21 protein-coding genes are annotated in these 22,796 nt (G+C 72.9%); all 21 read right to left on the minus strand.

Annotation, left to right across the window (positions count from 1 at the left end; genetic code table 11):
• Window position 1: 1 nt before the first annotated feature.
• Window positions 2–1,342 (minus strand): acyclic terpene utilization AtuA family protein, encoded by a 1,341-nt coding sequence (locus ACGFI7_RS36655; protein WP_393412951.1) that lies wholly within the window; start codon window positions 1,340–1,342, stop codon window positions 2–4.
• A gap of 171 nt (window positions 1,343–1,513) precedes the next feature.
• On the minus strand, window positions 1,514–2,302 hold the full coding sequence (locus tag ACGFI7_RS36660; RefSeq protein WP_393412953.1) for an amidohydrolase family protein: 789 nt from the start codon (window positions 2,300–2,302) through the stop codon (window positions 1,514–1,516).
• Window positions 2,299–3,441, minus strand: a complete 1,143-nt coding sequence (locus ACGFI7_RS36665; protein WP_393412955.1) for an acyl-CoA dehydrogenase family protein — start codon at window positions 3,439–3,441, stop codon at window positions 2,299–2,301. Before ACGFI7_RS36665 ends, ACGFI7_RS36660 begins: the two co-directional genes overlap by 4 nt.
• Window positions 3,438–4,613: an acyl-CoA dehydrogenase family protein gene (locus tag ACGFI7_RS36670; protein WP_393412957.1), complete on the minus strand. Its 1,176-nt coding sequence runs from the start codon at window positions 4,611–4,613 to the stop codon at window positions 3,438–3,440. The genes ACGFI7_RS36665 and ACGFI7_RS36670 overlap by 4 nt, the downstream gene beginning before the upstream one ends.
• 10 nt (window positions 4,614–4,623) lie before the next feature.
• On the minus strand, window positions 4,624–5,373 hold the full coding sequence (locus ACGFI7_RS36675; RefSeq protein WP_393412959.1) for an SDR family NAD(P)-dependent oxidoreductase: 750 nt from the start codon (window positions 5,371–5,373) through the stop codon (window positions 4,624–4,626).
• Window positions 5,374–5,436: 63 nt separating this feature from the next.
• A complete protein-coding gene (locus tag ACGFI7_RS36680) occupies window positions 5,437–7,014 on the minus strand; it encodes an MFS transporter (RefSeq protein WP_393412961.1) in 1,578 nt (525 codons plus the stop codon).
• Between the two features lie 56 nt (window positions 7,015–7,070).
• A complete protein-coding gene (locus ACGFI7_RS36685; RefSeq protein ID WP_393412963.1) occupies window positions 7,071–8,306 on the minus strand; it encodes a cytochrome P450 in 1,236 nt (411 codons plus the stop codon).
• Window positions 8,307–8,315: 9 nt separating this feature from the next.
• On the minus strand, window positions 8,316–9,113 hold the full coding sequence (locus ACGFI7_RS36690) for an SDR family NAD(P)-dependent oxidoreductase (RefSeq protein WP_393412965.1): 798 nt from the start codon (window positions 9,111–9,113) through the stop codon (window positions 8,316–8,318).
• Complete coding sequence (locus ACGFI7_RS36695) at window positions 9,106–9,738, minus strand: hypothetical protein (protein ID WP_393412967.1); 633 nt, start codon at window positions 9,736–9,738, stop codon at window positions 9,106–9,108. The genes ACGFI7_RS36690 and ACGFI7_RS36695 overlap by 8 nt, the downstream gene beginning before the upstream one ends.
• A complete protein-coding gene (locus ACGFI7_RS36700) occupies window positions 9,693–10,586 on the minus strand; it encodes an ABC transporter permease (protein WP_393412969.1) in 894 nt (297 codons plus the stop codon). The genes ACGFI7_RS36695 and ACGFI7_RS36700 overlap by 46 nt, the downstream gene beginning before the upstream one ends.
• Window positions 10,586–11,419, minus strand: a complete 834-nt coding sequence (locus tag ACGFI7_RS36705; RefSeq protein WP_393412971.1) for an ABC transporter ATP-binding protein — start codon at window positions 11,417–11,419, stop codon at window positions 10,586–10,588. The genes ACGFI7_RS36700 and ACGFI7_RS36705 overlap by 1 nt, the downstream gene beginning before the upstream one ends.
• 15 nt (window positions 11,420–11,434) lie before the next feature.
• The gene (locus ACGFI7_RS36710) at window positions 11,435–12,514 is read right to left on the minus strand and encodes an ABC transporter substrate-binding protein (protein ID WP_393412973.1); all 1,080 of its coding nucleotides are present in this window, start codon (window positions 12,512–12,514) and stop codon (window positions 11,435–11,437) included.
• Between the two features lie 490 nt (window positions 12,515–13,004).
• Window positions 13,005–13,868 (minus strand): TIGR03619 family F420-dependent LLM class oxidoreductase, encoded by an 864-nt coding sequence (locus ACGFI7_RS36715; RefSeq protein WP_393412975.1) that lies wholly within the window; start codon window positions 13,866–13,868, stop codon window positions 13,005–13,007.
• 98 nt (window positions 13,869–13,966) lie between these two features.
• The gene (locus ACGFI7_RS36720) at window positions 13,967–14,725 is read right to left on the minus strand and encodes a FadR/GntR family transcriptional regulator (RefSeq protein WP_393412977.1); all 759 of its coding nucleotides are present in this window, start codon (window positions 14,723–14,725) and stop codon (window positions 13,967–13,969) included.
• Window positions 14,726–14,895: 170 nt separating this feature from the next.
• The gene (locus tag ACGFI7_RS36725) at window positions 14,896–15,681 is read right to left on the minus strand and encodes an enoyl-CoA hydratase (RefSeq protein ID WP_393412979.1); all 786 of its coding nucleotides are present in this window, start codon (window positions 15,679–15,681) and stop codon (window positions 14,896–14,898) included.
• Window positions 15,682–15,691: 10 nt separating this feature from the next.
• Entirely contained in the window at window positions 15,692–17,896 is a 2,205-nt protein-coding gene (locus tag ACGFI7_RS36730; protein ID WP_393412981.1) for an acyl-CoA dehydrogenase family protein, read from the minus strand.
• Between the two features lie 11 nt (window positions 17,897–17,907).
• Window positions 17,908–18,660, minus strand: a complete 753-nt coding sequence (locus ACGFI7_RS36735) for a hypothetical protein (protein ID WP_393412982.1) — start codon at window positions 18,658–18,660, stop codon at window positions 17,908–17,910.
• Complete coding sequence (locus tag ACGFI7_RS36740) at window positions 18,653–19,474, minus strand: CoA transferase subunit A (protein ID WP_393412984.1); 822 nt, start codon at window positions 19,472–19,474, stop codon at window positions 18,653–18,655. Before ACGFI7_RS36740 ends, ACGFI7_RS36735 begins: the two co-directional genes overlap by 8 nt.
• On the minus strand, window positions 19,471–20,280 hold the full coding sequence (locus ACGFI7_RS36745) for an SDR family NAD(P)-dependent oxidoreductase (protein ID WP_393412986.1): 810 nt from the start codon (window positions 20,278–20,280) through the stop codon (window positions 19,471–19,473). Before ACGFI7_RS36745 ends, ACGFI7_RS36740 begins: the two co-directional genes overlap by 4 nt.
• Complete coding sequence (locus ACGFI7_RS36750; protein WP_393412988.1) at window positions 20,277–21,455, minus strand: thiolase family protein; 1,179 nt, start codon at window positions 21,453–21,455, stop codon at window positions 20,277–20,279. Before ACGFI7_RS36750 ends, ACGFI7_RS36745 begins: the two co-directional genes overlap by 4 nt.
• A gap of 15 nt (window positions 21,456–21,470) precedes the next feature.
• Window positions 21,471–22,796, minus strand: coding sequence for a phenylacetate--CoA ligase family protein (locus tag ACGFI7_RS36755; protein WP_393412990.1), 1,326 nt, complete (start codon window positions 22,794–22,796; stop codon window positions 21,471–21,473).

The following is a 22,796-nucleotide window of genomic DNA, read 5'->3' on the forward strand; positions in this document are numbered from 1 at the left end:
CTCAGACCTCCAGGATGTCGACGGCCGCGGTCACGTGCTCACGCGGGATCAGGCACGGCCAGAGCGAGAACAGCTCCTTCAGCGGCGGGCGGGTGCCGATCCCGCCCACGCCGGCCGGGCCGTTGTTGTAGAGCGGGACGCTTTCGGTGAAGACCTTGCGCGCCTCTGTCTCGTCCGGGCAGCGGGCGGCGTAGCGCACCACGAGCTCCAGCAGGTCGTCGTCCGCCGGGTCGGGCTCGGGCACCCGGTCGCCCCACATGGAGTTGCGCCCGACGTGCTCGATGTTCACGTCGTCGGCCTTGAAGCCGGCCCGGGCGAGCCGGTTCTCCAGGAACTCGATGCCGCGGCGGGCCTTGGCGTAGGCGTCGGGCCAGGTGTAGGTGAACTGCACCTCGCCGATGAACCCGGCCCGGTAGCCCATGTTGACCTTGAGCGTGTCCGGCCGGGCGCGGCCGGTGCCGCCGGTGATGCGGACCTGGTCGGGGCCGACCTCGGTGAGCCGGACACCGGAGAAGTCGGCGGTGACGTCGGCGGTGAGGTAGTTGGCCGGGTCGAGGATCTCGTACACGAGCTGCTCGCTGACCGTGCCGATGTCGACCCTGCCGCCGCTGCCGGGGGTCTTGGTGATGACGGCGGTGCCGTCCTCGCTGACGTCGGCGATGGGGTAGCCGAGGTTCTCCAGGCCGGGGGTCTTCCACCAGCCGCCGTCGTAGAGGCCGCCGGTGGCCTGGCCGCCGCACTCGATGGCGTGCGCGACGACGGTGGCCATGCCGAGCCGCTCCCAGTCGTCGGCGGCCCAGCCGAACTCGTGCCGCAGCGGCCCCAGGTAGAGCGCGATGTCGGTGACCCGGCCGCAGATGACGATGTCGGCGCCCTGCTCCAGAGCTGTCACGATGCCGTCGGCGCCGGTGTAGACGTTGGCGTGGGTGAGCCGGTCGCGGACCGAGGCGAAGGGCTCCCCCGTGTCCATGTTGGTGAACGAGACGCCTTGGGCGATCAGGCGGTCGATGTCGCCGCTGATGTCGTCGCCGGTCACCACCGCGATGCGGACGCCGGTCAGGCCGAGGTCCTTGCACAGCTCGGCGACCCGCTCGGCGCACGAGCGCGGGTTGGCGCCGCCGGCGTCGGTGATGACCTTGACGCCGTTGGCCACGCACTGGCGGATGCTGAGGCGCAGCAGGTCGAGCACGTCGCGGGTGTAGCCGTACTCGGGGTTGCGGGACCTCTGCTTGCTCAGGATCGACATCGTCAGCTCGGCCAGATGGTCGCAGCAGAGGTAGTCGATCTCTCCGCGCTCCACCATCTGGACGGCGGGGAGCACGCTGTCCCCCCAGAAAGCCATTCCCGCACCCAGCCGGACAGTCTTCACTCGCTGCTCCCCATCACAATCTTTCTTGATGCTAATCTTACGCATAGATTCAGTGGCGTCAATCGACCGGGCCCAGGGAATCCCTCCTGGTAGCGGGGTTGCGTGGTGCCGCCGCGGGCCGGGGGACACGCGGCGGCACCACGGTCATGAGAGGCCGAGAAGCCGCGCCAGGTTCCCGCCGAGGATCGCGGCCTCGTCCTCCGGCGGCAGCCCCAGCGCCCGCACCGCGGCGATCTCCGCCGCCGGGTCGGTCATCGGCCAGTCGGAGCCGAACACCACGCGGCCGGCCCCGTGTCTCTCGATGATCTTCCGTACCCTGTCCGGCGGCAGGGTCGCCAGGCTGGGCGGCCAGGACGTCTCCAGCACCGCGCCGGAGCCGGCCACCACGTCCTCGGCGTCCTCCAGCCGGTGATAGCCGCCGAAGTGGCAGGCGATCAGGGTCAGCCCGGGGATCCGTTCGGCCAGGGCGGGCACGTGCCGCGAGGCGCCGCGCTCGTTGGCCGCCTCGTCGCCGCCCGCGCCCACGTGGGTGATGACGGCGATGCCCTCCTCGGCCAGCGCGGACAGCAGCTCCACCACCCGCGGGTCGCCCAGCGACAGCTCCTGGAACAGCGGGTGCAGCTTCACGCCGGGGATCCCGTTGTCCTTCAGCGAGGCGAGGTTCTCCTCGACCGAGAGCTCGGGGTGCACGGTGCCGAACGGGATGAACCTGCTCCGGTCGATGCCGCCGATGAACCGGTTGGTGCCGGCCACGTGCCGGGCCACGTTGGCCACGGCCAGGCAGACCGCCAGGTCGATGCCCGCCGCGTCCATGGTGGCCCGCAGGCCGTCCAGGGTGCCGTCGTGCACCGGGTCCAGGCCGACCGGCCGGTCGGCCAGCACCTTGCGGGCGATCTCGTCCGGCCAGACGTGCGCGTGCGCGTCGATGATCATGTGGCGAGCTCCTTGACCAGCTTGCGGGAGAGCGAGTCGAAGATGACCTCGGTGGCTCCCTCGTAGATGCGCATCGGCCGGGCCGCCCGGTAGAGACGCTCGATCTTCGACCCCCTGACCAGCCCGAACCGGCCCATCACCTGGACGCACCGGTCCACCACGCGCCCGGCCGTCTCCGTGGCCGCCACCTTGGCCATCGAGGACAGGTGCAGGCTGCCCAGCGGGTCGCGGGAGGCCGCCGCGGCCGCACGGTAGGTGAACGAGCGGGCCATCTCGATCTCGGTCCACGACCGGGCGAGCTGGTCGGCCACGGCGCCGAGCCGGATCAGCGGGCGGCCGAACTGCTCGCGGTTCGCGGTGTGCACGGTGGCCTCCTTCAGCGCCGCCTGCGCGGTGCCGACGGCGGCGGCGGCCACCGAGACCCGGAAGGTCGCCAGCGTGGCCAGGCCGAGCTTCATGCCCTTGCCCGGCTCGCCCAGCCGCCACGCCCGCGGCACCCGGACCCCGTCCAGCAGCACGTCGCCGAGGACGTGCGGGGCGATGATCTGGTGCGGCCGGGTGGTGGTCAGGCCGGGCGCGTCCGCGGGCACCAGCACCATGGTCAGGCCCGCGTCCTCCGCGCCGAGCACGCAGTAGAAGTCGGCGTCGCCGCCGTTGGTGATGAAGGACTTGTGCCCGGTGACCACCAGCTCGTCGCCGTCCTCGACCACGGTGGTGGCGGTGCCGCGCAGGTCGGAGCCGATGCCGGGCTCGGTCAGCCCGAGTGCGGCGATCGCGTCCAGCGCGGCCACCCGGGGCAGCCACCGCTCGCGCAGCTCGGGGGCGCCGCCCTGGGCGAGCGCGTAGCTGCCGATGCCCTGCATGGCGAAGAGCGAGTCCAGGTGGGCGCTCTCGGCGGCCAGCTGCTCGCGCACGACGGCCACGGCCAGCGAGTCGATCCGCTCGTACCGGCCGCCGTACGCGGCGGGCACGCAGACGGCGGCCAGCCCGCTCGCCGCGAGCGCCGCCCGCATGCCGGGGTCGATCGCGTCGGCCTCGTCCGCCCCGTCGGCGAGATGCGCGACCGACGCCGCGAGCGCCGCCGCCTCCTCGCGCAACCCGTGGTAGCGCTCGGGCAGCTCGAACTCGGCCCCGCTCATCGGACGGCCGCCGGACGCTGGTCGAAGCCCCGGCCGAACAGCTCTGAGGCGATCCTGACCCGCTGGATGGCGGGCGTGCCACCGGCGATGGCCCAGCCGTGCGCGTCGCGGTGCAGCGCCTCCAGGCCGAACTCCTCGGTGTAGCCGTTGCCGCCGTGCATCTGCATGCCCAGGTCGGAGACCCGCTTGCCCATCTCGTTGGCGAAGCACTTGGCCAGCGAGACCTCCAGCGGATCCGGCAGGCCGCGCCCGGCGTTGGCCGCGGCCCGGTAGATGAGCAGCCGCGCCGCCTCCACCTGCAGCGCCATGTCGGCGACGGTCATCTGCACGTTCTGGAACTCGACCAGTAGCCGGCCGAACTGCCTGCGCTCCTGCACGTAGGCGACGGCCCGGTCCAGCGCGGCCTGCCCGATGGCCAGGCTCATGGTGGAGTTGCCGAGCCGCTCGATGGAGAAGACGCCGAACAGGTCGCGGAAACCGCCGGGCCCGACCACCAGGTTCTCGGCGGGCACCCGGGCGTCCTCGAAGATCAGGTCGGCCGACGGGATGGTCCGCCAGCCCATCAGCCGCTCCCGCTGCCCGAACGACAGGCCCGGCGTGTCGGCCGGGACGATGATCGCGCCGATGCCCTTGGACCCCGGCTCGTCATCGAGCCGGCAGTAGAGCAGGTAGTGGTCGGCGTGACCGCCGTTGGAGATCCACCGCTTGGTGCCGTTGATGACGTACGCGTCGCCCTCCAGCACGGCCCGGGTGGTCATGTCGGTGGCGGCGGAGCCGGCGTCGGGCTCGGAGATGCCGATCGCCATCGTGACCTCGCCGGAGGCCACCTTCGGCAGGTAAGTCCTGCGCTGCTCCTCGGTGCCGGAGAACTCCAGCACCCGGGCCGGTCCCACGTTCGCCTCGAACACCTGGAACGCGGCCGAGCGGCACTCCTTGGCCAGCTCCTCGATCACGATCAGCGCGTCCAGCAGGGTGCCGCCCGCGCCGCCGTACTCCTCGGGCAGGGCCAGGCCCAGGAAGCCCAGCTCGGCCAGGCGGGTCACCTCCTCGGCGGGCAGCGGCGCGCGTTCGAGGTCCCACCGCGCGGCCTGGGGGGCGTACACCTCCTTGGCCACCTTCGCGGCGACCTCACGCAGGTGAAGTTGCTCTTCGCTGAGCCGGAAGCCGTTCACAACACTCTCCTCAGATCTTGGCGGTCTCGCCGCCGTCGATGACGTACGTGGACCCGCTGACGAAACCGCTCAGCGGCGAGGCCAGGTAGCAGACCAGGGCGCCGATCTCCGCGGGGTCGGCGACCCGGCGGGCCGGGATCTTCGCGACCCGGCGGCGCAGCGTCTCGGGGTCGTCCAGCACCGCGCGCTGCGCCTCGGTGGCGAACGCGCCGGGGGCGATCGCGTTGACCTGGACGCCGTGCCGTGACCACTCGGCGGCCAGCGCCTCGGTGAGCCGGACCAGCGCGCCCTTGGACGCCGAGTAGACCGCCAGGCTGCCCTTGCCGCGCACCCCGGAGATGGAGGCGACGTTGATGACCTTGCCCGCGCCCTGCCCGACGAAGATCTCGCCGCAGGCGCGGGCGAGCAGGGCGGGGGCCACCACGTTGACCGCGAAGACGTCCTCCAGCAGCTCGGCGGTGGCGTCCAGGAACTTCCCCGCGGGCGCGATGCCGGCGTTGTTGACGAGGATGTCCAGCCGGCCGAACTCCCGCAGCGCCCGCTCCGGCAGGGCGGACAGCCCCGCCGCGTCGCGCATGTCGCACACCACGCCGGCGATCCGGCCCGGCGCCTCGGCGGCCAGCTTGTCCAGCTCGTCGCCGGAGCGGGCGGCGGCCACCACGTTGACGCCCTCGGCCACCAGGCTGCGCACGGCCGCGGCGCCCAGGCCGCGGCTCGCTCCGGTGACGATGGCGACCTTGCCGTCGAGTTCCAGGTTCATGCGGGCACTCCAGGTTCGGGCGGGGGACGTCCGGCTCAGGCGGATTCGTATTGTTGCATATGATTATCCTGTTTCGCCAATCTGGTCCCGCCGGGGCACGAGAGCCGCCGAGGTCACCGTGCACGCCGTCACCGCGAGCCAGGCGGCGGGCTGTCCCGCGACGCCGGACACGCCGGCGAACAGCAGCGGACCGGTGGCCGCGCCCAGCGCGGTGCCCAGCTGGAACCTCGCCCCGGCCACCCCCGGCCGTTCCGGATGCCGGCCCAGCACGCCCATGAGCAGCAGCGCGGGCCAGCCCCAGGCCCCGCAGAAGGCGACGACGGCGCCGGCCACGGTGATCGCGGTGACGCCCGACGCCATCGCCAGCGTGCCCGCGGCACAGGCCAGGATCATCGCGGCGGCGGGCCGGAACCCGTCCGACCCGCGCCGGTCGGCCAGCCGTCCCGCGCCGAGCCGCACGCCCAGCGAGGCGAGGCTCGTGCCGGAGATGATCAGCCCGGCGGTGCTGACGTCGATACCGGTACGGGTGAGCGTGCTCACCGTGAAGGTGGTGAGCGACCCGATCGCCACCGTGCCGAACCCGGCGATCGCGGACACCCGCACGAGCGAGATCCCCAGCCCGGAACCCCCCGCCACCGACCCCGACCCACCCGGGATCCGGGTCCTCGACCTCAGCTCGTCGGGGGCTGTGGGGGTGGGACCGCCCGGAACAGGAGCGCCCACCACCGGCCCGTGACCGGCCGTGGGCGCAGGCCAGGCCGGAACAGGGGCTGTGGGGGTGGGACCGCCCGGAACAGGAGCGCCCACCACCGGCCCGCCGGCGTCCGTGGGCGCAGGCCAGGCCGGAACAGGGCCTGTGGGGGTGGGACCGCCCGGAACAGGAGCGCCCACCACCGGCCCGCCGGCGTCCGTGGGCGCAGGCCAGGCCGGAACGGGGGTGCCCACCACCGACCCGTCAGGGGCTGTCGGCGTGGGACCGGCCGGGACGGGGGTGCGAGGCGCCGGCCCGTCACCGGTGCCCGGCACCGGGCCCTTCGGGGGTGGCGGGGTGGGGGTCGCGGGGCGGGGTGGGAGGCTGACGGTGGCCGCTGCCACGGTCAGGAGGGTGGCCATCGCGAAGGCCCACTGCCAGCCGATGGTCAGCGCCACCAGTGGGACGGCGAGCCCGGCCAGCCGGGCGACGACGGGCGTCGCCGACTGCTTGGCGCCCAGCGCCGTGCCCCGCAGCCGGGCGGGGATCTCCTTCACCACCACCAGGTTGCTGGCGGGCGAGACCACCCCGTACCCCAGACCGGCCACGACCAGCCAGGCCAGCAGCGCAGGAGCCGACCCGCTGGTGGCGACGCCGATCTGGCTCAGCAGGCTCACCGTCAGCCCCGCCAGGGCCGCCCGCCGCCAGCCGGCGCGGTCGATCAGCCTGCCCCCGATCACGGCGCTGAGCCCCGTGCACGCCCAGAAGGCGGTGACGCAGAGCCCGAGCAGGGCGTCGCCGATGCCGAGGCCGGCCTGGATCTGGACGGCGAGCACGCCCACGAGGATCGGCGTGGACACCACCGCCGCGAGCATGAGGATGGCCGCCCACCACGCCCGCCACGCCCGCCCCGCGGCCGTTCCCGGCCGTGAGGCCCGAGAGGCCCACACGGCCCGGACGGTCCGGACGGTCCGGACGGTCCCGGCGGCCGGTTCCACTGGGCCCGCTACAGCGTCACGGGCACGGTCTGCGGCCCGCGCATCTTCAGCCCGACGTCGGTCGCCGCGCCGGGATCGGCCAGCCGCATGTCGGGGAAGCGGTCGAGGAAGAGGTTCACGCCGATCTCCAGCTCGGCGCGCGCCAGCATCGCCCCCAGGCAGAAGTGCCGCCCGGAGCCGAAGGCCAGGTGGTCAGCCGCGCCGGAGAACGCCTTGCCGGCGTCCAGGTCCTCGCGTTCCAGGACGAACCGGTCCGGGTCGGCGTAGCGCCGGTCGTCCCGGTTGGCCGAGCCGATGAGGACCAGCACCGTGGAGCCCGACGGGATGGTCACGCCGGCGAGCTCGACGTCCTCCGTGGTCTCCCGGGTGTTGATCTGCGTCGGCGGGGAGAACCGGAGCGTCTCGGCGATCGCCCTGATGACCAGCGAGCGATCCTTCCTGATGCGCTCGAACTGGTCCGGGTCGGCGAGCAGGTTGCGGAACAGGCTCGCGAACGTCTTGTCGGTCGTCTCCGCGCCGGCCGTCAGCAGGAGGCTGACGTACGCCCTGATCTCGTCGTCGGTGAGCGGCTCGCCGTCGATCTCGGCGCTCGCCAGCACCGAGAGCAGGTCCTCACCCGGGTTCGCGCGCCGCTCGGCGATGAACGGGGTGACGAAGGCGCTGATCTCCGCTCGTACGGCCGCCGCCTCGGCGATGATCCCCGGGTCGCGGCCCAGGTTGGAGATGACCCGGATGACGGCGGTGTACCACCGCAGGAACCGCGGGTGGTCCTCCTTGTCGAAGCCGAGCAGGTCGGCGATCACGTACACCGGGAAGTAGTTGGCGAAGTCGCGCACCAGGTCGGCCCGGTGACGGTCGGCCAGCGGCCCGGCGAGGTCCTCGGCGGCGCGCAGCACGACCTCGTCGATGACGGCGGCCGCGTTGCGCATCAGCATCGGGTGCAGCCGCTCCAGGCTCCTGCCCCGGAACGCGGGCGAGACCAGGGCCCGGTGCCTGGCGTGCTCGGTGCCGTCCATCTGCAGGATCGTCTTGCCGTGCACCGGTTCGAGCTGCCACTCGTACGCCTTCGTGCTGAAGACCGGGTTCCTGTAGACCCGCGCGACGTCCTCGTACCTGCTGACCAGGTAGGCGCGCACGCTCTCGTCCCAGACGACCGGGGCCTCGGCGCGCAGCCGGCGGTAGAACGCGTGCGGGTCGGCGGCGACCTCCGGGGACAACAGCTCCGGAAGACCACGATCAGTCATCACAACTCCTCACGATTCGAGCTCGGCCCCGGTGGCCTTCCAGGCGGTGAACCCGCCGTCGACGCCCCACGCCGCGCCGTTGACGAACGCCGCGGCCGGGCTCGCCAGGAAGCAGACGACCTCGGCCACGTCCCGCGGCCGGCCGGCGGACCGGCTCAGGTAGTTGGCCATGACGTCCCTGCGGGTGGCCTCGGGATCGGGCCTGGAGGCGAGGTAGCGGGCGGCCATCTCGGTCTCGATCATGCCGGGGGCGTAGCAGTTGACCCGGATGCCGTCGGGGGCGAGCTCCAGGGCCAGGCTGCGGGTCAGCTGGACCACCCCGGCCTTGCTGGCCGCGTACGCGAGCGTGTGCGGCCGGGCCAGACCGGCGGCGATCGAGGCGGCGTTGATGATCGACGGGTTCTCGCTGCGCCGCAGGTACGGCAGCGCGGCGCGGGCGGCGAGGTACGGTGCGCGCAGGTTGATCGCGTGCACCCGGTCCCACTCCTCGGCGCCGAACTCCTCGATGCCGAGGCGGCGGCTCACCACGGCGTCGGACACGCCGGCGTTGTTGTGCAGCACGTCGAGGCCGCCGGCGAGCGCCGCGGCCCGCTCCACCATCTCGGTGATGGACGCCGGATCGCTCACGTCACCGTGCACGTAGTCGGCCCGGGGGCCGATCTCGGCGGCCACCCGCTTGCCGGCCTCGTCGTCGATGTCGGCGATGACGACGGTCGCGCCCCGGCTCGCGGCCAGGCGCGCGGTCTCGGCGCCGATGCCGCTCGCGCCACCGGTGATGAGGAACCGCAGGCCGGACACATCAGACATCGGCGGTGGCCTTTCTGAAGTAGTTGGCGTGACGGGGACCCGTGAGCGCGTCGCTCACCGGCACCTGGGGCTCCTCCCCCGCCCGGAGCGCGTGCTCGCGCTGCCTCCCCACGGCGACCCGGCGGGCCTCGCACCGGTCGATCCCGCCCTCGGGCACGGCGTACACGGTGACGTACCGGTAGGGCGGGCTCTGCGCGCCGACCGGCTCCAGGGCGAAGCGCTGGGCGCCCGCGAACCCGATGTGCTCGAAGGTGTGGCCGAGGTGCACCTGGTCGTACCAGCGGGCGTACTCGTCCTCCTTGCCGGGGACGGCGTTATTGAAGACGACGAAGACCTCCCGCTGGTCCTCCGGCGCGACCTCGGCGGCCGCGCCCTCGGGGCCGACCCAGCCGGTCTGCGGCACGGCCCGCCAGGCGACGTCCCTGAGCGCGTGGCCGAGCGTGCCGGCGTCGGCGGCGCGGGTGAGCGCCAGGGCGGCGAACACGCTCTCGTTCTCGCCGATGTCGCGGGCCAGCGTCCAGACGGCCCCGCCGGCGGCGCCCAGGATCTCGGCGGGGCCGAGCGCGATGAACGTCTCCATCAGGATCGCCCGGCCGGCCGCTTGGGCTTCCAGCGGAGCAGCCACATCTCCATGAGCCGGATCAGCAGCATCAGGACGATGCCCACGATCATGAGGACGAAGATCGCGGCGAACGTGCCCGCGGTGTCGAACTGGTTGGCCGACTGCACGAGCAGGTAGCCGAGCCCGCGGTTGGACGACATCATCTCGGCGGTCACCGCGACGACGAGCGCGTACGGGGCCGAGACGCTCAGGCCGGAGATGATGAACGTCATCGCGGACGGCAGGGTGGCCTTCAGGTGCACCTGCATGCGGCTGGCCCGCATGAGCCGGAGCTTGTCGACCAGGAGGTGGTCGACGTCCTTGACGCCCGCGTACGTCGAGTAGAAGACGAGGAAGGCGACCACGCTGATGACCAGGGCCAGCTTGGAGCCGATGCCGATGCCGAACCAGAGCATGAACAGCGGCACCAGGGCCAGGCGCGGGATCGCGTAGATCGCGTCCACGAAGGGCTGGCAGACGGCGGCGAGGAACGGGCTGACGCCGAGGACGAACCCGGCCACGAGGCCGGCGAGCGCGCCCAGCACGAACCCGATCACCGTCGTCTGCAGCGTGACCCACAGGCTCGGCCAGAGCAGGTTCTGCGTGAGCCAGAGGGTCATCGCCTCCCAGATGAGGGACGGCTTGCTGACGTAGTACTGGTCGATGAGGACGTGCGGCTCACCGGGCTTGCCGGCGAAGTACTCCCACGTCACGAGCCCGGCGACGAGCAGCACGCACTGGATCACGGTGATCATCAGGCGGCGGGCCAGCCGCGGGTTGAGCCCGCCCGAGACGGCCGGCTGGTCGACCGGCCGCGGCGCGGCCCCCGCCTGGTCCGCCCGGCCGGCCTCGATCGTGTCGGAGGTGGACATCAGTGATCCTCCATCTGCGGGCTGAGCAGCGCCCACAGCCGAGACCAGACCGCGGCGAACTCGGGGTCCGAGCGCAGCGATCCGAAGTCGCGGGGCCGGGCGAAGGTGATGGGCTCGACGTGGATGATCCGGCCCGGGTTGGCGCCGAACACGACGACGCGGTCGGCCATGAGGATGGCCTCTTCGAGGTCGTGGGTCACGAACAGCACGGTCTTGCGCTCGCGTTCCCAGATCTCCAGGGTCTGGCGCTGCAGGTTGAGCCGGAGCTGGGCGTCGAGAGCGCCGAAGGGCTCGTCCATGAGCAGCGTGTTGGGCCGGTAGACCAGGGTCTGCGCGAGGGCGGCGCGCTTGAGCATGCCGCCGGACAGCTGAGACGGGTACCTGTTGCCGTACTGGCCGAGGCCGACCAGGTCGAGCACCTCGGCCACCCGCTCCTTGCGCTCGCGGCGCGGCACCTTCTGCACCTCGAGCGGGAGGGAGACGTTCTTCTCCACGGTCCGCCAGGGCAGCAGGGTGTCCTTCTGGGTGACGTAGCCGACGTCGTTGTTGATGCCGCGGATCGGCCTGCCGTCGTAGAGGACCTCGCCGGTGCTCTGGGTGAGCAGGCCGGCCGCCATGTTGAGCAGGGTGCTCTTGCCGCAGCCGCTGGGGCCGATGATGCAGATGAACTCGCCCTTGCGGATGTCGAGGTCGATCCCCTGCACCGCGGTGAAGGTCCGCTTGGCGGTGGTGAAGGTGCGGCCGACCTGGCGGTAGCTCACCGCGATCGGCCGGTCGTCGTCCCCGGTCCCGGCGACGGAGGCGGTCTCGGTCGTGGTTCCGATGCTGGACACGTCGGTCTCCCTCACTCAGGCGTCCGGCAGGGCGGAGACGAGCGCGGTGTCGTACAGCTCCTCGAACGGCACCGAGACCGGGTCGGGCTTGCCGATGTTGTAGACCTTGATCAGGTTGTCGGCGAGCTCCCGGGTCGGGACCAGGTCGCCGGTGAAGACGGGCAGGATGGCCTCGATGCCGGTCTTCCAGGCGGCGTCGCTGGTGCTCGCGAAGAACTTCTGGTGCAGGGCGTCGCTGTGCTCCTGGCTGAAGTCCTTGGCGTCGTCGCGGGCCTGCTTGAGCGCCGTGAGGAACTTCTTCACCGCTTCGGGCTGGTTCTTCAGGAAGTCGGGGTTGACGGCCACCACGATGTACGGGATGTTCGCGGCTTCGGGGGCGTCCTTGACGATGTCGATGAACACCTTGCCCCACCCGTCGGCCTCGGGGCCGGTCGTCTGGCTGGGGAACCCGGCGAGCCCGTCGGAGGCGCCCTGCTTGACGGCGGCGGTGCCGGCGGCGGCGTCGCTGAACGGCTGGATGGTCACGTCGCTGTCGGGCTTGAGGCCGCCGAGGGTGAGGATCTGCCGGAACAGCAGGTCGGTCGTCGATCCGGTGGCCGCTGAAGCGATCTTCAAACCCTTGAGCGCGGCGAGCTTCTCCGCGTACGGCGACTCGGGCGTGACGCCCTGCTGGGCGAGCTTCTCCAGCGTCTGGTTGTTGAGCGTGACCTGCTCGGGCGCCGGGGCGCCGAGCACCGCCACGACCTTGACCAGCTTGCCCGCCGCGGCGGAGGCCAGCGGGGCCGTCCCGCCGGTGAGCGCGATGTCGGCCTGCCCCTGGGCGACGGCCTGGATGAGCTGGTTGGCGTTGAAGATGGACGTCTTGTTGTCGAGCTGGATGCCCTGCTGGGCGAAATAGCCCTGCGCCTCGGCCTGCAACCTCGGATAGCTGCACAGACAGGCCGAGCCGGCGTCGATGTAGGTGATCGTGGTCAGCCCGTCGCCGCCGGACGCGGCGGCGTCACCGCCTTCCGGCGCGGACGAGGCACAGCCGCCGAGCAGAACCGCGAGCAGGACCGCGAGAGCCGAGGCAACGAGTTTTGTGGAACGAACCATAGGAGCGCTCATCTCCGGGGGGCGTACAGGTAGGCCTCAATAATTCCTGATAACGATAGTGACGGTAGAAGGCAACGTCAACGATTTCGCAGCGCCGGGTCGACATCACCGGCACGCCCGTCAGCAGCCGTTATGGATCATCATCCGACCCCTCCGACCTGGCAGGTCTCCCATGAAGGCAGGGTAGGCGATGCTCCGGGTCGATGCGCCACCAGCCGGACGATCACCTTCGACGATAGAAATAGTTATCATCAATAGACCCCGTCGACGGCCATGCGGGGGTTCGCCCCTGGCGTGGAACGGGCCAACGGCCGGGCCTTCGGGCGCCCGGAGCGGGCGCGAGCGGTACCCGCACGCTATCGCCCAGTTGATGTGATCTTCAATAACGAGGGCGGGCGACCGGTCGCCCGCGGGCATGGTGGCCGCCAATGGCTTCGCCTGCTTCGCATGATTCGTCATGCGCATGGACAAGCGACACGTCAGCCAGTGCTCAGCCGAGGGCGCCCTCGGTGCGCAGCCGGCCCGCCGCCGCCGTGATCCAGGCGGTCACCTCGCCGGGCTTCTCGACGTTCCTGGGCAGGTTGAGCACCACCTCGTCCACGTCCCGCTCGGCCAGCGCCCGGACACCCGCGAGCGGGTCGTCCTCCGGGGCCCGCGCCACGAGGCGGAAGGTGGAGCGCTCGCGGCCCTGGCGCTCCAGTTCCGCCTGGAGCGCGGAGACGTACGCGCTCGTCTGGTCGGCCGTGCCGGGAGGGCCGTACCAGCCGTCACCGTGCCGGACGGCCCGGACGAGTGCGCGCTCACTGGCGCCGCCGATGAGCACCGGAACCGGCTCGGTCGTCCCCGGGGCCACGGTGAGCTCGGGGAAGGAGTACCACCGGCCCTCGTGCCGCACCGGCTCGCCGGTCCACGCCCGGCGCATCACGCCCAGCATCTCCTCGGTGCGCCCGCCGCGCCCGGAGAACTCCTGGCCCAGGGATTCGAACTCGGCGCGCATCCACCCGACGCCGACCCCCAGCACGAGCCTGCCCCCGGAGAGCTCCTGGGCGGACATCACCGAGCGCGCCGCGGCGAGCGGGTGGCGCAGGGGCAGCACGTAGACGCCGATGCCCAGCCGGATGCGGGACGTGGCGGCCGCCAGGTGGCCCGCCATCACCATCGGGTCCGCGAACGGCGTCGCCGGGTCGAAGCTCGGCCGGCCGTGCGAGCTGTACGGATACTTCCCGTCGGTCAGGGTCGGCGAGACCACGTGGTCCGGGATCCAGAGCCCGTGGAACCCCTCGTGCTCGGCCGTCTCGGCGATGGGCCGGTACCACGTGAGCGGGAACCCGAAGCAGCGCACCGACACCTTCATGACGCTCTCACCCTTTCAGCACAGGACAGATGGTTACCATACTAATCATGAATACAGATTATCCCCATAGGGGAAGGTGACCACGTCCCAGGGCGGGGTCAGGCGCGCGCGTCCCAGCGGATGGTCTGCTCCAGCAGCTTCGGGTGCTTGCGCTCGACGTAGCGCACGTAAGCGTCGATGTGCTCCTGCATCCGGGCCTCGGCGCCCTCCGCGTCGCGGTTGGCGATCATGGCATAGATCTCCTCGTGGGCCTTGAGGATGGCCTTGCGCCTGCGCTGCGGGTAGTCGCTGCCCACGGCGCTGTAGTCGACGGCGGCCACGGTGCCGTCGAGGATGCCGAGGAGCGAGTCGACGATGTAGCCGAACAGCGCGTTGCCCGAGCCCCAGGCGATGAGGTCGTGGAAGCGCTGGTTGGTGTCGAAGAAGATGTAGTCGTCGTCCATGTTGTCGCGCATGTCGGCCAGGCACCGGCCGAGCTCGGCGATCTGGTCGTCGCTCATGCGCTCGGCGGCCAGCGCGCCCGTCTTGGGCTCCAGCGTGGCCCGCACCTCCATGATCGCCCGGAACGGGGCCTGCTTGACCTGCATGAGCAGCAGCATCGTGCTGGCCAGGTGGGACGGGTCGGGGTCGAGCAGCACGGGGCCGCCCTTCGGCCCGGGCTTGAGCGCGATGACGCCGTGGAACTCCAGCAGCCGCAGCGCCTCACGGAGCGTGCCGCGCCCGATCTCGTACTTCTCCAGCATGATGCGCTCGGGCAGGAGCATGTCGCCGGGGTGCAGGTCGTCCCGGCTGACATCGCGCATGATCCGCTGGGCCACGAGCATCGCGGCCTTGGGCGGCCGGGTACCGTTCGTCATGTCGCCCCTTCGTGGGAGTGGTCGCCCGAGGGTATGAATCCATGCTAACCATAGCGGTTGATACAGGCTCTCACCCCAGGTCGCGGGCGAGCTTCCCCGGTACGGGCCCGGCAAGATCATAGTAAGGACCGGCCGGGCCCGCGAGGGGACAGGCGATCACCCGACGGGGCTCACTTGCGGAATCGGGCGAGGAACTCGTGCACCCGCGGCTGCGTCGCCGAGTACGCCTGCGCCCACGACTCGAACTCGACCGTGGCCTCGAACCCCTCCGTCGCCGCGGTCCGCACCGCGCTCTTGATGTGCCTCACCAGGTGCGGGTCCATCCGCGCGTACGTGCGGCCCAGCTCCGTCGCGGCGGCCACCGGATCGTCCTCGACCGTCAGCGCCAGGCCCGCCTCCACCGCCTCGGCGGCCGTGAGCGTGCCGCCGTCGAGGAGCAGCTTCAACGCCCGCTGCCGGCCGAGCGCCTGGACCAGGAACCAGGTGCAGCCGCCGCCGGGATGCAGGCCGATCTGCGAGAACGTGGCGCCGAACGTGGCGCGGGGGCCCGCGACGCGCAGGTCGCACACCATCGCCAGGTTCAGCCCTGCCCCGATCGCCGGCCCCTGGACGGCGGCGATGGTGGGGATGGCCAGCGAACGCAGGATCAGGAAGCTCTCGTACACCTTCTGCAGGTCGCCGCGCAGGCTCGCGAGGTCGCGGTCGCGGTCGCCGAAGAGGGCGGGCAGGTCGGCGCCGCCGCAGAAGGCCGAGCCCGCCCCCGTGACCACCAGCGCGGTGGCGTCCGGGTCGGCGCGGATCGCGGTCACGGCCTCGACCAGCTCGGTGCGCATGGCGTCGTCGATGATGTTGCGTTTGTCCGGGTGGTTGAGCGTCAGGACGCGCAGCCCGCCGTCCGACTCCACGATGACCTTGTCCATGACCTTGTCCATGACCTTGTCCATGACCTTGTCCATCTCGTGCTCCTTACGACTCGTCCTCGGTGATCCACCGCCACAGCCGATCCGGCCCGCGCTCGGCGAAGGTCCGGCCGAGCCGCTCGCTCCACTGACGGGCGGTGCCGAACTCGTCGCGCCAGGCCCACAGCCGCCGGGTGGCCAGGTGCAGCGGGTGCTCGCGGGTGATGCCCATCGCCGCGTGCAGCTGGTGGGCGATGCGGGCGCCCTCGGTCGCGGCGCGGCCCGTGATGACGCGCGCCGCGGCGACCCTGGTCCAGGCGTCGGGGCGGCCCTCGGCCAGCGCCCCGGTGGCGCGGCGCACGGCGACCCGGGCGGATTCGGCCTCCGACGCCATCGCCGCCACCAGGGCGGCCACGGCCTGGAACTTGACGAGCGGCCTGCCGAACTGCTCGCGCACGGTCACGTGGCTGACGGTCTGGCCGAGCGCGGTCTCCAGGGCGCCGGTCAGGGCGGCGGCCCGCAGCAGCGCGGCCTCGGCGAGCACGTCCCCCGGACCGCCGAGCGGGGTGCCGGGCGTCCCGTCCAGGTGCAGGGCGTCGCGGGGCTCGCCCGCCAGGTTCGCGCCCGCGGTCCAGCTCAGCCCCGCCGCGCCGGCCAGGACCTCGACGAGCTCCTGCTCGCCGGAGTCGAGCGTGGCCGGCACCACCAGCTGGGCGGCGTGCCTGCCCCACGGCACCTTCGGGACGGTGCCGTGCAGCCGGCCGTCGGCGGTGAGGCGGACGCCGTGACCGCGCGGCGGCAGGGCCACGGTGGCGACTTCACCGGCCGCGTCCCGCCCGGCCACGGCCAGGGCGCGCCGCGCCAGGATGGTCTCGGCGACCGGGACGGACACCCGGTGCCGGCCGAGCCCCTCCACGATCGTCACCACGTCGTACAGGTCGCCGCCCTCGCCGCCGCGCGCCTCGTCGACGCCGACGGCCGGCCAGCCGAGCTCCCGCACCGTGCGCCAGATCGCGGGCAGGTCGTCGCCCGGCTCGCCGCCGTGGCCGTCGAGCACCTCGTCGACCACCGCGCCGAGGTCGGAGCCGCCGGCGGACCTGCCGCCCCCGGCCGCGATGGCGCCCCGCGAGATGACCGTGCGCAGCACCTCGGTGGTGCCGCCGCGGATGGTGAACCCCGGCGCCGCCAGGATGCCCTGGGCCAGGAGCCCTTCGGCGCCGGGCGCGCCGGGGTCGACCTCGGTGTCGAGAAGGTTCCTGGCCAGCTCGTCGATGTCGCGTTCGAGCGTGGTGCCGAGGTCCTTCAGCATGGCCGCCTCGTGCACCGGCGCCCGGCCCGCGTCCATCGCGCCGGCCACGTCGAACGCCATCGCGCGCAGGGTGGCCAGCCTGGCCAGCACCTCCCCGATCCGCTCCGCCGCGCCGTCACTCACCGCGCCGTCGCCCACCGCGCCGTCGCCCACCGCGCCGTCACCCACCGTGCCGCCGGCCACCGTCTCGATCACCGCGGCCAGCAGCGGGTAGGTGCTCAGCACCCGCTCGACGCCGCCGCGCTCCAGCGCGAGCTGCTCGGTGACCTGCCGCCACCCCTCGCCGACCGCGCCGAGCACGTGCTCGTCGGGGACGAACACAGCGTCGAAGGTGACCTCGTTGAAGTGGTGCTCCCCGGCCAGGTCGTGGATCGGCCGCACCTCCACCCCGGACGCGGCCATGTCGACGATGAACTCGGTGAGCCCGTCGTGCTTCCGCTCCCCCTTCCCGGTACGGGCCAGCACGTAGGCGTGGGTCGACCGGTGCGCGTGGCTGGTCCAGATCTTCCTGCCGGTGACGAGCCAGCCGCCCTCGGCCCGGGTGGCCGTGGTGCGGACCGAGGCCAGGTCGGACCCCGAGTCGGGCTCGCTCATGCCCAGGCAGAAGGTGACCGCCCCGGACGCGATCGCGGGCAGGAACGTCGCCTTGGCGGCGTCGCTGCCGTGGCGCACGATGGACGGCCCGATCTGACGGTCGGCGATCCAGTGCGCGGCGACGGGCGCGCCGGCCCGCAGCAGCTCCTCGGTCACGACGAGCCGGGTGAGCGCCGACCCCCCGCCGCCGCCGTACTCGGCCGGCCAGGAGATCCCGATCAGGCCGCGCGCGGCCATGGCCCGGGTGAAGTCCAGGTCGTAGCCGCGCAGCCAGGCGTCGCACGAAGGCGCGAACCTGCCCTCCCGCAGCCATGCGTCGACCAGCTCGCGGGTGGTCCTTCGCGCTTCGGCGAGTTCCTTGGTGTCCATGTCTGATACCTCTACATCTCGGCGAGCGCTCGTCTCGCCACCTGATAGCCGCGTTCCGATGCCGCGCGCAGCACGCGCCGGGCGGCCGCGCTCTCGTCCGGCGTCGCGGGCCGCCGCCGCCGGACGGGCACGTCCGTACGCACGCCGAGCGCCGTCAGGTGACGCACGAACGCGTCGGTCCCGGGGACGTCGGCCAGTTCTTCCAGGACGGGCGCGGCGCCGAGCCGGGCGACACCCCACCGGGTGTGCAGCCGGACGGGGGCGCCGGGCCGCGGCGCGGCGGTCACGTGCTCCACCTTCCGCTGGATGCGCCGCAGGTCGTCCCCGCCGGACAGCCAGACGAGCTCGCGGGCGCGGGCCGCGATGTCGGGCGCCCCTCCCCCGCCCGGCAGGCGCACCTTCGGCGCCCCGGACGGGCCGATCAGGGACGAGTTGACCCGGCCGCGCACGTCGACGTTCCCGGCGTCGAGGATCACCCGGTCGAACCGCCGGGCCATCCCCAGCAGCACGTCGGCCGTGGTGCCGGTGAAGCCGAGCACGTCCGCGTACGAGGGGAAGTCGGTCGTGCTCGTGGGGATCGACGCGGCGGGGCCGTGCACGCTCGCGCCCGCCTCGAAGACCTGGGTGAACGGCTCCCCCTCCAGCTCGTACGCGAGCTGACCGGCGAGCACCGGCCAGTGGAAGCCGGTGAACACCCATCCGCCGCGGCGGAACTCGCGGGCGGCGCGGACCAGGAAGCCGATCACGCTCGGTTCGTCAGGCATCGCGGCCTCCTGTCACATGCTCCGTCAGCCATGCCGCGAAGCCCTCCGGGGTGGCGGTGCCGGCGACGTAGCGCTCGTAGGCGGCGACGTCGCGCTCGTAGCGGCCGATGGCGCCGTCGGGGGCGACCGCGCCGGGGTGGTGCACGACGGCGCTGGTCAGCAGCCCGGGGATGGCGATGCCCGCCCGGCGGGCGGTCTCGGTGTCGACGATCTCCTCGGCGACCAGGACGAGGGCGCGGGACGCCTGGGCGGCGACCGGCGTCTCGCCCAGCGGGCCGCGAATGACGCCGTTGCCCTCGGCATCGGCCTGGTCCACGTGCACGAACGCGACGTCGGGCGTGATCGCGGCGACGATGTCGGCGGCGCCGAAGACGGTGTCCACCCGGGACAGCCTGCCGTTCGGCCAGTCCTCGTCGGCGTAGCCGGTGCCGGGGAGCCCGGGCACCGGCATGAACGGCACGCCCCAGGCGCCGGCCGTCAGCGCCGCGGTCAGCAGGCCGAGGCTCAGCTCGTGCAGCGTCACCGTGCGGTCGCCGCTCTCGGCGGCGCGCCGGAAGTTCCACGTGGGGCCGGGGCCGACGGGGCTCCAGCAGTGGCCGAACGTGACAGAGTCGGGGACGCCCGCGCCGAGCAGCTGGTCCAGCAGGATGCCGCCGGAGCCGATCACCACGTGCAGCCCGGTGCGGCGCTGCCGGATGATCTCGTGGCCGACGGCGAAGAGCTGAGCGCCGAAGTTGCCCAGGTACACCGTGCGGCCGGGCCTGACGTGCGCGGTGACGGCCTCGGACAGGCCGAGCAGCTTGCCGCCGGTCATGGGTACGCCTCCGGGAGCATGTGCAGGCCCGCGCCCAGGTGCGCGCCGCCGTCGATCTGGATCAGCTGGCCGGTCATCATCGCACCGGCGGGGCCGGCCAGGAAGGCGACGAGCTCCGCCACCTCCTCGGGGGTGGTGGCGCGGCGCATCGGCGTGCCCTTGGCGACCAGGTTGTCGAGCACGTGGCGGCCCGCCTCGTCGTTCAGCGCGCCGGTCAGCACGGTGCCGGGGCCGACGCAGTTGACCCGGACGCCGTCGCCGGCCCACTCCAGGGCGAGCGTCCTGGTCAGGCCGAGCACTCCGGAGCGCGCGGCGATCGAGTGCGCCAGGCCCATGCCGCCCCGCTCGACGCCGGACAGGGAGATGTTCACGACGCTCCCGCCGGACCTGGCGAGGAAGGGGTACGCGGCCGTGGTGACGGTGAAGTTGGCCGTGAGGTTGAGGTCGATCACCGCCCGCCAGCCGCCCGGCGAGATGTCGGCGGCGCGGGCGAAGAACTGGCCGCCCGCGTTGTTCACCAGCAGGCCGAGGCCGTGGCGGGCGCCGGTCCGCTCGACGGCGGCGACCACCGCGGCGGTGTCGCGCACGTCGCACACCTCGTAGCCGAACCGTTCCCGGCCGGCGGCGAGCGATTGGGTCTCGGCGAGCGTCTCCGCGCGCCGGCCGAGGCCGGTGACGCGGGCGCCGAGCTCGACCAGCCGCAGCGCGATCGCCCGCCCGATCCCGCTCCCGGCCCCGGTGACCAGCGCGGACAATCCCGCGCAGGCATCAGCGGCCAGAACGCCGGGCCGGGAGGCGGGGGTCATGAGGACACCCGTTCGATGACCGCCGCGATGCCCTGGCCGCCGCCGACGCACAGGCTGGCGACGCCGAAGCGGGCGTCGCGCCGTTCCAGCTCGTGCAGCAGGCTGACCACGACGCGCAGGCCGCTCTGGCCCGTCGGGTGGCCCAGCGCGATGCCGCCGCCGTTCACGTTGACCCGGTCCTCGTCGAGGTCCAGGACGCGGACGTTCTGCACGATCTGCGCGGCGAACGCCTCGTTGATCTCGAACAGGTCGATGTCGGCCACGGACAGGCCCGCCTTCTTCAGCGCGAGCGGGATCGCCGCCGCCGGGCCGATGCCCATCATGGTGGGGTCGACGCCGACGGCGGCCACGGACACCAGCCGGGCGCGCCGGGCCAGACCCCGCTCCGCGGCGGCCCGGCCGCCGGCGAGCACGACGGCGGCGGCGCCGTCGGCCATCTGGCTGGAGTTGCCCGCGGTCACCGTGCCGCCGTCCTCGAACGCGGGCCGCAGGGTCGAGAGCTTCTCGGCGGTCGATCCCGGGCGGAACGTCTCGTCCTTGGCGAGCGACCCCGCCTCGTGCGCCACCTCGACGATCTGCCCGTCCAGGCGGCCCCGCTCCCACGCCTCGGCCAGGCGCCGGTGGCTCCGCGCCGACCAGGCGTCCTGGTCGGCGCGGGTGACGCCGTACTCCCGCGCCACCTTCTCGGCCGTCTGGCCCATGTTCATCCCGCAGATGGGATCGGTGCCGCCGTCCTTCCAGCCGTCCGCCAGGAGGATGTCCCCGCGCCGCACGCCGCCCCAGCGCAGCGTGTACGGGGCGAGGTACGGCATGGTCGACATGCTCTCAGCGGCCACGGCGAGGGTCAGCTCGCTGTCGCCCAGGAGGATGGGGTGCGCGGCGAGCTGGAGCGCCTTGAGCCCGGAGGCGCACGCCATGTTGACGGTCTGGGCGGGCACCGGCTCCGGCAGGCCCGCCTTGAGCGCGACCTGGCGGCCCGGGTTGGGGCCGTTGCCGGCCTGCCTGCAGGTGGAGAGCACCAGCTCGCCGACGTCGGCGGGCGGGACCCCGGCGCGCTCGAGCGCCGCCCGCCCGGCCAGCCCGCCGAGGTCGACGAGCCGGACGTCCTGGAGGGAACCGCCGTACCTGCCGTGCGGGGTGCGCACCGCGCTCACGATGTAGACGTCGTCAGCCACGTTCACTCCTCCTCCTCAGATCTCGCGTACCAGGCGCTTGGCCTTGTGCGTGCTGCGGGTGAGCGATCCGGACGGCACCGGCTCGACCACCGCGCGGACCGTCAGCTCGGCGCGGATGGCGTGGGCGAGCCGCGCCACGGCGGCCTCGGCGGCGCCTTCCTCGGTCTCCAGCCGCACCTTGACGCCCGTCAGGTAGCCGGTGGCCCGGTCGACGACGTCCTCGTCGATCACGATCACGTACTCGCCGGTGGCGCCCGGCGTGCCGCGCACCAGGCTCTCCACCGAGCTGGGGAAGAAGTTGACGCCCCGCACCACCAGCATGTCGTCGGCCCGGCCGAGCACGCCGCCGCGCAGGCGGCCGTGGGTGCGGCCGCACGGGCACGGGTCCGGGTCCCGCACCACCACGTCGCCCGTCCACCAGCGCACGAACGGCGTCGCCTGCTTGTCGAGGTGGGTGAGGACGAGCACGCCCGGGCTGCCGTCGGGGACCGGGGCGCCGGTCTCGACGTCCACGACCTCGGCGTGCACGAAGTCCTCGGCGAAGTGGCCGCCCGCCTGCTCCTCGCACTCCCAGGCGATCGGCTGGAACTCCAGGGAGCCGTAGCCGTCGAACACCTTGGCGCCCCAGCGCTCCTCGATCAGGGCGCGGGTCTCGGGGATGCCGCCGCCGGGCTCGCCGCCGACCTGGATCCGGCTGACCCGGTTGCCCGTGACAGGGCGGCCGAGCCGCTCGGCGGTCTCGGCGAGGTGCAGCATGAACGACGGGGTGCCGCTGACGGCGGTGGTGCCGTACCTGGCCATGACGTCGATCTGGCGCTCGGTGTCGCCGGAGCCGCCGGGGATGACCGTACAGCCGATCTTGGTGTAGGCGGAGGTGACGCCGAGCCCGCCGACGAACCAGGCGAAGCCGAACAGCGCCTGGTACACGTCCGTGCGGCGCACGCCCTGGCTGTAGGCGAAGCGCGCGTACAGGTCCGCCCAGCGGTCGAGGTCGGCCCGGGTCCAGCAGACCGGCGCGGGCGTGGAGGTGGTGCCCGAGGAGAAGTGCACCCGGGCCACGTCCTCCAGCGGCACGGCCAGCATCGACCCCCACGGCTCCCGCTCGGCCAGGTCGGCCACGTAGTCCGCCTTGCGCACGAAGGGCAGGGAACGCAGGTCGTCGAGCGAGCGCAGGTCGCCCGGCTCGAAGCCGATCTCGCCCCAGGCCGCCTTGTAGTACGCGCTGTTCGCCCCGACGTGGGCGAGCTGCCGCCGCAGGGCGGTGAGCTGGAACTCCGCGATGCGGTCCCGGGGCCAGGTCTCCACCTCGCTCCAGTATCGGGCCGAGCTCGGGCTTTCCAT

It is taken from the genome of Nonomuraea sp. NPDC048826 (assembly GCF_043198225.1).
In the GTDB taxonomy this organism is placed as follows: Bacteria; Actinomycetota; Actinomycetes; order Streptosporangiales; family Streptosporangiaceae; genus Nonomuraea.

Bases quoted from the DNA above. Each gene is read 5' to 3' on its own strand.
- ACGFI7_RS36655 (WP_393412951.1), bottom strand. From the start codon at position 1,342: ATGGCTTTCTGGGGGGACAGCGTGCTCCCCGCCGTCCAGATGGTGGAG.
- ACGFI7_RS36660 (WP_393412953.1), bottom strand. From the start codon at position 2,302: ATGATCATCGACGCGCACGCGCACGTCTGGCCGGACGAGATCGCCCGC.
- ACGFI7_RS36665 (WP_393412955.1), bottom strand. From the start codon at position 3,441: ATGAGCGGGGCCGAGTTCGAGCTGCCCGAGCGCTACCACGGGTTGCGC.
- ACGFI7_RS36675 (WP_393412959.1), bottom strand. From the start codon at position 5,373: ATGAACCTGGAACTCGACGGCAAGGTCGCCATCGTCACCGGAGCGAGC.
- ACGFI7_RS36685 (WP_393412963.1), bottom strand. From the start codon at position 8,306: ATGACTGATCGTGGTCTTCCGGAGCTGTTGTCCCCGGAGGTCGCCGCC.
- ACGFI7_RS36690 (WP_393412965.1), bottom strand. From the start codon at position 9,113: ATGTCTGATGTGTCCGGCCTGCGGTTCCTCATCACCGGTGGCGCGAGC.
- ACGFI7_RS36700 (WP_393412969.1), bottom strand. From the start codon at position 10,586: ATGTCCACCTCCGACACGATCGAGGCCGGCCGGGCGGACCAGGCGGGG.
- ACGFI7_RS36710 (WP_393412973.1), bottom strand. From the start codon at position 12,514: ATGGTTCGTTCCACAAAACTCGTTGCCTCGGCTCTCGCGGTCCTGCTC.
- ACGFI7_RS36715 (WP_393412975.1), bottom strand. From the start codon at position 13,868: ATGAAGGTGTCGGTGCGCTGCTTCGGGTTCCCGCTCACGTGGTACCGG.
- ACGFI7_RS36720 (WP_393412977.1), bottom strand. From the start codon at position 14,725: ATGACGAACGGTACCCGGCCGCCCAAGGCCGCGATGCTCGTGGCCCAG.
- ACGFI7_RS36725 (WP_393412979.1), bottom strand. From the start codon at position 15,681: ATGGACAAGGTCATGGACAAGGTCATGGACAAGGTCATGGACAAGGTC.
- ACGFI7_RS36730 (WP_393412981.1), bottom strand. From the start codon at position 17,896: ATGGACACCAAGGAACTCGCCGAAGCGCGAAGGACCACCCGCGAGCTG.
- ACGFI7_RS36735 (WP_393412982.1), bottom strand. From the start codon at position 18,660: ATGCCTGACGAACCGAGCGTGATCGGCTTCCTGGTCCGCGCCGCCCGC.
- ACGFI7_RS36740 (WP_393412984.1), bottom strand. From the start codon at position 19,474: ATGACCGGCGGCAAGCTGCTCGGCCTGTCCGAGGCCGTCACCGCGCAC.
- ACGFI7_RS36745 (WP_393412986.1), bottom strand. From the start codon at position 20,280: ATGACCCCCGCCTCCCGGCCCGGCGTTCTGGCCGCTGATGCCTGCGCG.
- ACGFI7_RS36755 (WP_393412990.1), bottom strand. From the start codon at position 22,796: ATGGAAAGCCCGAGCTCGGCCCGATACTGGAGCGAGGTGGAGACCTGG.